The sequence below is a fragment of the Propionibacterium cyclohexanicum genome (genome assembly GCF_900111365.1).
Taxonomy (GTDB): Bacteria; Actinomycetota; Actinomycetes; order Propionibacteriales; family Propionibacteriaceae; genus Propionibacterium; species Propionibacterium cyclohexanicum.
Window position 1 is genome coordinate 143,480 of sequence record NZ_FOGZ01000003.1, and the last position, 7,716, is coordinate 151,195.

At 64.3% G+C, this 7,716-nt stretch carries 9 protein-coding genes; 2 read left to right on the top strand and 7 right to left on the bottom strand.

Annotation, left to right across the window (positions count from 1 at the left end; genetic code table 11):
• Window positions 1-22: 22 nt before the first annotated feature.
• The 3 genes from BMX93_RS02825 to guaB all read right to left on the bottom strand — a co-directional run bounded on the left by BMX93_RS02825 (window position 23) and on the right by guaB (window position 3,107).
• Complete coding sequence (locus BMX93_RS02825) at window positions 23-367, bottom strand: chorismate mutase (protein ID WP_091967569.1); 345 nt, start codon at window positions 365-367, stop codon at window positions 23-25.
• Window positions 368-378: 11 nt separating this feature from the next.
• Window positions 379-1,482, bottom strand: a complete 1,104-nt coding sequence (locus BMX93_RS02830) for a GuaB3 family IMP dehydrogenase-related protein (protein ID WP_091967572.1) — start codon at window positions 1,480-1,482, stop codon at window positions 379-381.
• A gap of 80 nt (window positions 1,483-1,562) precedes the next feature.
• Window positions 1,563-3,107: an IMP dehydrogenase gene (guaB, locus tag BMX93_RS02835; protein WP_091967575.1), complete on the bottom strand. Its 1,545-nt coding sequence runs from the start codon at window positions 3,105-3,107 to the stop codon at window positions 1,563-1,565.
• 567 nt (window positions 3,108-3,674) lie between these two features.
• Between guaB and BMX93_RS02840 the strand changes: the two genes are divergently transcribed.
• Together BMX93_RS02840 and BMX93_RS02845 are read left to right on the top strand one after the other, a co-directional pair.
• Complete coding sequence (locus BMX93_RS02840; RefSeq protein ID WP_091967578.1) at window positions 3,675-3,872, top strand: antitoxin VbhA family protein; 198 nt, start codon at window positions 3,675-3,677, stop codon at window positions 3,870-3,872.
• Window positions 3,859-4,602 (top strand): Fic/DOC family protein, encoded by a 744-nt coding sequence (locus BMX93_RS02845; RefSeq protein WP_091967581.1) that lies wholly within the window; start codon window positions 3,859-3,861, stop codon window positions 4,600-4,602. Before BMX93_RS02840 ends, BMX93_RS02845 begins: the two co-directional genes overlap by 14 nt.
• Window positions 4,603-4,863: 261 nt before the next feature.
• On the opposite strand, the gene BMX93_RS13050 is transcribed toward BMX93_RS02845, so the two are convergent.
• From BMX93_RS13050 to BMX93_RS13055, 4 genes are all read right to left on the bottom strand, one after another.
• On the bottom strand, window positions 4,864-5,127 hold the full coding sequence (locus BMX93_RS13050) for a hypothetical protein (RefSeq protein WP_218139195.1): 264 nt from the start codon (window positions 5,125-5,127) through the stop codon (window positions 4,864-4,866).
• Entirely contained in the window at window positions 5,108-5,626 is a 519-nt protein-coding gene (locus BMX93_RS02850) for a nucleotidyl transferase AbiEii/AbiGii toxin family protein (RefSeq protein ID WP_218139196.1), read from the bottom strand. Before BMX93_RS02850 ends, BMX93_RS13050 begins: the two co-directional genes overlap by 20 nt.
• Entirely contained in the window at window positions 5,623-5,955 is a 333-nt protein-coding gene (locus BMX93_RS02855; protein WP_091967584.1) for a transcriptional regulator, read from the bottom strand. Before BMX93_RS02855 ends, BMX93_RS02850 begins: the two co-directional genes overlap by 4 nt.
• 106 nt (window positions 5,956-6,061) lie before the next feature.
• Window positions 6,062-6,229 carry a hypothetical protein gene (locus tag BMX93_RS13055; RefSeq protein ID WP_218139197.1) on the bottom strand — a complete coding sequence of 56 codons (168 nt, stop codon included), beginning with the start codon at window positions 6,227-6,229 and terminating at the stop codon, window positions 6,062-6,064.
• Between the last annotated feature and the right edge of the window lie 1,487 nt (window positions 6,230-7,716).

Sequence of the window (7,716 nt, forward strand, 5' to 3'; positions counted from 1 at the left end):
CATCGGGGCAGGCCGGCCTTGCTCAGCCCTGGCAGCCGATCTCGGTGTGGTGGCGAACGACCTCGGAGACGATGAAGTTGAGCAGCTTCTCGGCGAACTCCGGATCGAGATGGGAGTCCTCCGCCAGCCGGCGCATCCGGGCGATCTGCGCCTTCTCGCGCGCCGGGTCCGAGGCGGGCAGGCCGAGCTCAGCCTTGAGCACCCCGACCCGCTGGGTGATCTGGAAACGCTCGGCCATGATGTGGATGACCGCGGCATCGAGATTGTCGATGCTCTTGCGGAACTCGAGGAGCTCCGGGGGAACCCCGCTGCCGCTGCCCGTCTCATCGATGATCGCCTCGCTGCGAGGCAGTTCCTGGCCCGGCATGACTCCCCCGTTCAGCGGACGACCAACTCGATGCGCTGGAACTCCTTGATGTCCTGATAGCCCGAGGACGCCATCGACCGGCGCAGGGCACCTACCAGGTTCATGGTTCCGTCGGTCACCGAGCTGGGCCCGACGACGACCTCCTCGAGGGTGCCGACCGAGTCGTAGTGCACGCGCCGCCCACGCGGCAGTGTCTCGTGCCAGGCCTCCGCCCCCCAGTGCCAGCCCTTGCCCGGGGCCTCGATCGCGCGGGCCAGCGGACCGCCGATCATTGCCGCATCGGCCCCACAGGCGATCGCCTTGGCGATGTGCCCGGACTGCCCCATCGCCCCATCGGCGATGATGTGCACATAGCGGCCACCGGACTCGTCGAGGTAGTCGCGGCGCGCCTCGGCGACATCGGCGATGGCCGAGGCCATCGGCACCTCAATGCCCAGCACCTGCCGCGTGGTCGACGATGCGGCACCGCCGAATCCGACGAGCACACCGGCGGCACCGGTGCGCATGAGGTGCAGCGCGGTCTGGTAGCTCGCGCAGCCCCCGACGATCACCGGCACGTCGAGCTCGTAGATGAACTTCTTGAGATTGAGGGGCTCCCCTGAGCGGGAGACATGCTCTGCGGAGACGGCCGTGCCACGGATGACGAAGAAGTCGACGCCGGCGGTCTCGACGATCTTGGCGAACTCCTGGGTGCGCTGGGGCGAGAGGGCACCGGCAACCGGCACGCCCGCGTCGCGGATCTGCTGAAGCCGGGCGGTGATGAGCTCGGGCTTGATGGGTTCGGAATAGATCTTCTGCATCCGGCGGGTGGCCTCGACGGCATCATTCACGGTGGCCAGCTCGTCGAACAGCGAGCTCGGATCCTCGTAGCGTGTCCACAGACCCTCAAGGTTCAGCACCCCCAGGCCGCCCAGCCGCCCGAAGGCGATGGCGGTGGCGGGGCTCATGACGGAGTCCATCGGGGCCGCGACGAGCGGGAAACCGAACTCGACCGCGTCGATCTTCCATGACAGGTTGACCAGCTCAGGGTCACGCGTTCGTCGCGAGGGGACGATGGCGACATCGTCCAAGGAGAAGGCCTTCGGAGCGCGCTTGCTGCGTCCGATGTCGTACATGAAGATCTCCGATCAGGGCCGGGCGCATCCCGACGCAGTGACCCAGTCTAGCGAGGGGCACCCCCACCCGGGGCGATGGATCAGTCGTGGTGACCCGAGTAATTGGGCGCCTCCACGGTCATCTGGATGTCGTGCGGGTGGCTCTCTCGCAGCCCGGCCGAGGTGATCCGGACGAAGCGCCCATTGCGCTGCAATTGCTCGATGGTGCGCGCTCCCGAGTAGAACATCGCCTGGTGCAGGCCCCCGACCAGCTGGTAGACGACCGCGCCCAGCGGGCCGCGATAGGGCACCTGGCCCTCGACGCCCTCAGGGATGATCTTGTCGTTGCTCGTCACGTCGGCCTGGAAGTAGCGGTCCTTGGAATAGCTCATGGTGCGCCCGCGGGTGGCCATCGCGCCGAGTGAGCCCATGCCCCGGTACTGCTTGAACTGCTTGCCGTTGATGAAGACCAGCTCGCCTGGGCTCTCGTCGCAGCCGGCCAGCAGTGAGCCGAGCATGACGGTGTCGGCACCGGCGACCAGCGCCTTGGCGATGTCGCCGGAGTATTGCAGCCCCCCGTCCCCGATCACCGGTACGCCGAATGCTCGGGCAGCGCGCGCCGCCTCGTGAATGGCGGTGACCTGGGGGACCCCTACCCCGGCCACCACCCTGGTGGTGCAGATCGAGCCCGGCCCGACACCGACCTTGACTCCGTCCGCACCGGCCTCGCACAGGGCCTTGGCGGCCTCGTAGGTGGCCACATTGCCCCCCATGATGTCGACCTCGGCTGCGCGCGGTTCGGCTTTCAGCCGGCGGATGAAGTCCATCTCGGCCTTGGAGTGCCCGTGGGCGGTGTCCACGACGATGATGTCGACACCCTCCTCGACCAGCGACATGGCGCGTTCCCAGGCGTCCCCGAAGACCCCCACACCGGCACCCACCCGCAGTCGCCCGGTGGCGTCCTTGCTGGCCAGCGGGAATTTGTCGGACTTGACGAAGTCCTTCAAGGTGATGAGGCCCTTGAGCCGGCCCTGGTCGTCGACCAGCGGCAGCTTCTCGATCTTGTGCGTGGCGAGCAGCGCGAGCGCATCGTCGGAGGAGATCCCGACCGGGCCGGTGATGAGCGGCATCTTCGTCATGACGGCGCCCACCTTGCGGGTGGGGTCGGACTCGAAGCGCATATCGCGGTTGGTGATGATGCCCACCAGAAGCCCGGCCTCGTCGACCACCGGGATGCCGCTGATATGGAAGTTGGCGCACAACTCGTCGGCGTCGGCAATGGTGGCGTCCGGGCCGATCGTGATGGGCTCGTCGACCATGCCGGCTTCCGAACGCTTCACCCGATCGACCATTCGTGCCTGGTCCTCGATGGAAAGATTGCGGTGGATGATGCCCAGCCCGCCCTCGCGAGCCATGGCGATCGCCAGCCGGGCCTCGGTGACAGTGTCCATCGCCGCCGACAGGAGTGGCAGCCTGATCTTGATGCGCTTGGTCACACGGGCGGTGGTGTCGACCTCGGAGGGGATGACATCGGACAGGCGCGGCTGCAGCAGCACGTCGTCGAAGGTGAGCCCGAGGGTCGCGAACGGCTCGGGAACACCCGCCGGAGACAGTCCTGCATTGTTGAGATCCGACGCGTCGCCCATCAGTGAACCCCTCCGCCACGAAGCATTGCTTGATTGTTCCGGAATCCTACCCGGGCTGACGAGACCGATCTGTTGGCGGCCCCGGGCCCGCCCGGCCCGCTCGCGGACAGCGAGTGGACGGGCGAAGGCCCGGCTACGGGTGCGAGGCGTCGCCTCTGGCTTCGCGATGCCGGCTGCTTGCACGGGCTCCCTCCCAGAACCGGCCTCCTGCGCCTGCCACCGCCGACTGGCTGGTCGCTGAATTCGACATACTGTGATAAGAAAAAGGTCCTCATGAATGAAGTCATTGTGTGATCCCTGATGACGCTTGGGCATGATGAACATACGAGTCATCATTGTCCAGCTCTAGCCAGGGCCCATTCGTGTGACCCCGAGGGGCGCAGTCGACGGCTTTCGGCGGGCGCATCCGCTCGAGAACGAACGTGTGTGGGACAGCGACAGTTGGGCTCCCACGATGAATTCCATGTCACGTGGAATTGCCCCGAATTCAGGACCGCAGCTATATTCCCTGAGCGTCCTTTGGAAATCGGCTAGAATTGGCTGGGCACCGAGCGAGAGGAGCATCCGATGGCCACGAAGACGGCAACCACCGCGACGACCGCGGCCGAGCGCGAGTTGCGCGTGGCCGAGGCGATCCACAGCGGCGAGATGGAGGGCTTGTCGGTGACGGCCGCCGGCCGTCAAGACGCCCAGGAGTACGTGGCCGGCCGCATCAACTCCGACGAGCTGGTATCCCGCACACGCGCCCGCTATGACCTCGACTGAGTTCGTCGACCCGTATCTCGACCCCGAGACGGGCCTGCTGAGGAATAAGGTTGGTGCACGCACGAAGGCGGCCCTCGACGAGGCCGAGGGCGACCTTTCGTTTGCCCGCTCGGTGCAGCTCATGGATCGCCCGGTGAAGCCGACCAGTGACCTCGCCGAGTTGCGCGCGATCCACCGTCACCTGTTCCAGGACGTGTACGACTGGGCAGGAGAGCTGCGCACCGTTGACATTCGCAAGAACGTGGAGGGAGCCCAGTTCTTCCTTCCTGTGTCGATGATCGGTCGTGCCGCCGGCTACGCCGAGGGGGAGTTGCGCGCGGATCACGAGCTGCGCCAGATGAGCCGTGAGCAGTTCATCGACCGCCTGGCGTACCACTACGACCAGTTCAACTACGTACATCCATTCCGCGAGGGCAACGGCCGGACGCAACGAGTGTTCTGGAACCGCGTGGCCCGCGCCGCCGGCTGGCGGCTCGACTGGCGCGAGGTGCACGGCGCGACCAACGATCAGGCGAGCCGAGCGGCGTCCGAGCAGCGGGACTTCGGGCCGCTGCGCGAGATGTTCGATCAAATCGTCAGCGAAGCGACCCCCATCAGCGAACGAGACGTTTCGCGGCGCACCGGGGAGCGCACCAGGCTGTCGTCCCCCGCCAGCGCTGCCGCGGCCATGAGCCAGCCGCCGAGCGGCGCGTCGAGCGCCCCGCCACACGGGTTGCCACCGCACGATTGAGGTTGACCCCCGTGGCCCGGCCCACCAGGTCCAGGCGCCCGGCGTCGTCGGCCGGGATCGTGGTGCGGGCGACTACTGTAACTCCTTCGCGAAGAAGGCTGCCGCTTTTTTAGGAACTCGATCTCCACCCGGGCCTCGCGGAGTTCCTTCCTCAACTGTTCGATTTCCTTCGACTCGGTACTGGTGAGGTTTTCGGTTCCTGGTTTCGGATACTTCTTGCGGTACTCCTTGACCCATACTCCGATGGTCTGAGCGACGAGATCATATGATTCCGCAGTACGGATCGTCACCGGTGCCGCGCTCCGCGCGACGCCGGCCGACCTCGCCCTCGATGCGCTCGTGCAGCTCGGCTCGGGTGCTCTCGCTCCGGGCGCTGGCGCGGATGCCCGATGCCCACGCCCTGGTGCGCGCCTTCACCTCGTCGAGCTGGTCAGCCGTCAGACTGTAGACGCGCACCTCTTCGGGTTGGATGCGCTCCACGTTGTCGATGGTCTGGGCAAACCACTCACGGGTCGAAACCGGCATCGACCTTCCCGGCCAGGTCCAGCAGTTCCTCGTCGCTGTACCGGCCGGAACGCCGGATCGCGTCCACGTCGAGGTAGTCACGAGTCTCGGCCCGTGAAAACGAGGCCCCGACCTTGTTGCCCACCGCGTCCTCGAGGGACAACACAGGCCCGACCTCCAGCTGTACGGGCGGATGTCCCCGCCAGTCCACTCCCAGGTCAACGTCGGTGCTGCGCCCTCCCGGGCTGATGGCGGTGAGCTGGGCGAAGGTGTCCTGGCGGCGGCGGGTCTCCACGATGTGGCCGGCAGCGCGCAACGCGGCGATAATCCGGTCAAGCGACGTACCGAACCGATCCTGGGCCTGCTGGACAGTGAACAGGTCCACGTCCTCGGTGGGCCGGTCGATCAGTCCGTGCTCGCGGATTGCTCCCGAGCCGGCTAGAGCGAAGCCGGCATCCTCGCCGACCGCTCCCAAAGCAACACGCGTGACACGCCGCCGCTCCTCCTGGTCCCAGCTCACACGACCACCCGAAGCCGGGGGAACCGCCCCTCCCACAAGCCGCGCACACGTGGATCCATGTTCAGGATCGGCCACATCTCCACCAAGCGATCCCGATTCATGAGCTGACGCTGCTCGTCAACAGTCCCCTCGGCCAACAACGCCTGGTAGGCCATGCGACGCCAGCCCAAGTCTGACACGTCCACCCCGAGCCGGTCAGCCTGCCAGCGCACAGAGTGCGGCAGGTCGATGAGGCCGCTGTAAGGCCCGCACAACTCATCGAGCGAGGCGGGCGCGTCGTAAGGCTTGACATCGCGCAACCGCACGCGAGCTGCTGTCACCTCAGCCATGGTCCGCCTCCCCTCAGCTCCCCCAAATTCTACCTGGCCTCCCGAAACTCGTCTGTATGCACTTTCGGGACAGATTGGTTTCGGTTACTACTTCCGGTGTGACCTGTCACCCGATGTGGCGGTGTTCTGTGAAGTCGTCGGGGTCGAAGGTTTTGCCCGCGCGTTTCCAGTGGCGGTCAAGGACGAAGAGGAGTTCGTCGCGGCCGTTCTCCTGGTCATTAGCCAGCACGGTGAATACGAGGCCGGGAGTGAACTTTCCAGCGTCTGCTCCCACTCATGATCTGTGTTGTCGACCTTTACTGGAGTGAGTGATATGCGAAGAATTCGTCGTCCAGGAGCAGCGCTGACTGTTGCTGCCCTTGCAGTCAGCCCAATCATCATCGCGACGCCCGCCTTCGCGCAGGCGGCGTCTCAGACCCAGGAATGACGTGCTGCGCTCGCCGATGTGCCCACCGAGTACGCCGTCAACTCCTCGAACGTCAAGTCGCTGTCGTCCGAGGCTACCGCGGGAGAGGAGCTCCCTGCACTCAATTCGGCAGGCGAAGCAACGGGGTTGCCATCCGCCAGGTCGACACGGGCGAAGAACAGTTGATCCAGCCGCTTGAAGCGGGGCGCGAGGCGGTCATGGCCGTTTGAGGCCGGCGAGGCCGAGGGCAACAGCGGCCCGGTCGACGGTGGCATTGACGTGGTCGATAAGAGCGCCGAGGCGGCTACCTCGTTGGCCGGGCTGAAACAGAGGGAGCATAAACTGCGCGTTCCGGCCGGTAGCGTTCGTTCCGGAAGGTCAAGGAAGTGGAACACATGTGACGCGTAGAGCACTCCCGTGTACAGGTTCCCACCGGCGGTGAGTAGTGTTGAAGCATTTGATTGGAGGGATCCATTGCCAGCAGGTATCCGGTCAGCTGTCCGACTGCGCTGACCGTTGCGCGAGCCTGGTCGACTTGGTGGCGATGGAAGCGCTTACACTGGGTTCCTGCCGCGCCAATAACGTCCGGTCCGCATACGACGACAGATTCGACATCAGCGCGGAAAGCACGAGAACCGCTGCAAAACCCAGGGCCGCAAATAGAACAGTGTCACGCCGTTCTGGACTCGGATCCGTCACGTAAGCGATCGCGGATCGCGACTGTGGCCGATATCAGAGCAACAGTGAGTGCCGGTGCAGCCACCATCACCACAACAACCACGAATCGGGTGACAACAAGGAAACGCCCGCACTCGGCGAGAAGTCGTATACACCTGCCGAAGACCGCAAAACCACGCGTTCCAGAGATTATCTCCTGGCTTGTTCGGGGCATCTGATCCTCCCTTGAATCGCATGGAATTTTAAAAAGCACCAGTCCTAATTAATGAGTAGTGGGAGAAGTTCGCTATAAGAGACTGTTCCTGAAGTTGCCTAAATACTGACTGGCAACTCTGGTGTGACCTCATCATCGACAGTTCTAGTCAGCGAAATAAGTCTGTTGAAACTGGAGTAGATCATTTTTGGATGCTCGTATATGATCGCTATCCGTTCGCCGTAAAAGGTATGAACAAGCACGGTTTCAACAAGTCCAATCCTATTAGGTTGATGAATCATAGGGCACCTCCTCGCTCCCTAGCGCTCGAGGGTTTGTCTGCGCTTTTACCCTTGGACGACTACTTGCGTTTAGAGACTTATTCCTAACTCGGCGTTTCGCTTAGGGCATTGGCCCTTTCCTTGGGATAATTACTGTACCACCACTAGTTATCCTGACGGGAAAGAACCAATGCTGATACAGT

Bases quoted from the DNA above. Each gene is read 5' to 3' on its own strand.
- BMX93_RS02845 (WP_091967581.1), top strand. From the start codon at position 3,859: ATGACCTCGACTGAGTTCGTCGACCCGTATCTCGACCCCGAGACGGGC.
- guaB (WP_091967575.1), bottom strand. From the start codon at position 3,107: ATGGGCGACGCGTCGGATCTCAACAATGCAGGACTGTCTCCGGCGGGT.
- BMX93_RS02830 (WP_091967572.1), bottom strand. From the start codon at position 1,482: ATGTACGACATCGGACGCAGCAAGCGCGCTCCGAAGGCCTTCTCCTTG.
- BMX93_RS02840 (WP_091967578.1), top strand. From the start codon at position 3,675: ATGGCCACGAAGACGGCAACCACCGCGACGACCGCGGCCGAGCGCGAG.
- BMX93_RS13050 (WP_218139195.1), bottom strand. From the start codon at position 5,127: ATGCCGGTTTCGACCCGTGAGTGGTTTGCCCAGACCATCGACAACGTG.
- BMX93_RS02825 (WP_091967569.1), bottom strand. From the start codon at position 367: ATGCCGGGCCAGGAACTGCCTCGCAGCGAGGCGATCATCGATGAGACG.
- BMX93_RS02855 (WP_091967584.1), bottom strand. From the start codon at position 5,955: ATGGCTGAGGTGACAGCAGCTCGCGTGCGGTTGCGCGATGTCAAGCCT.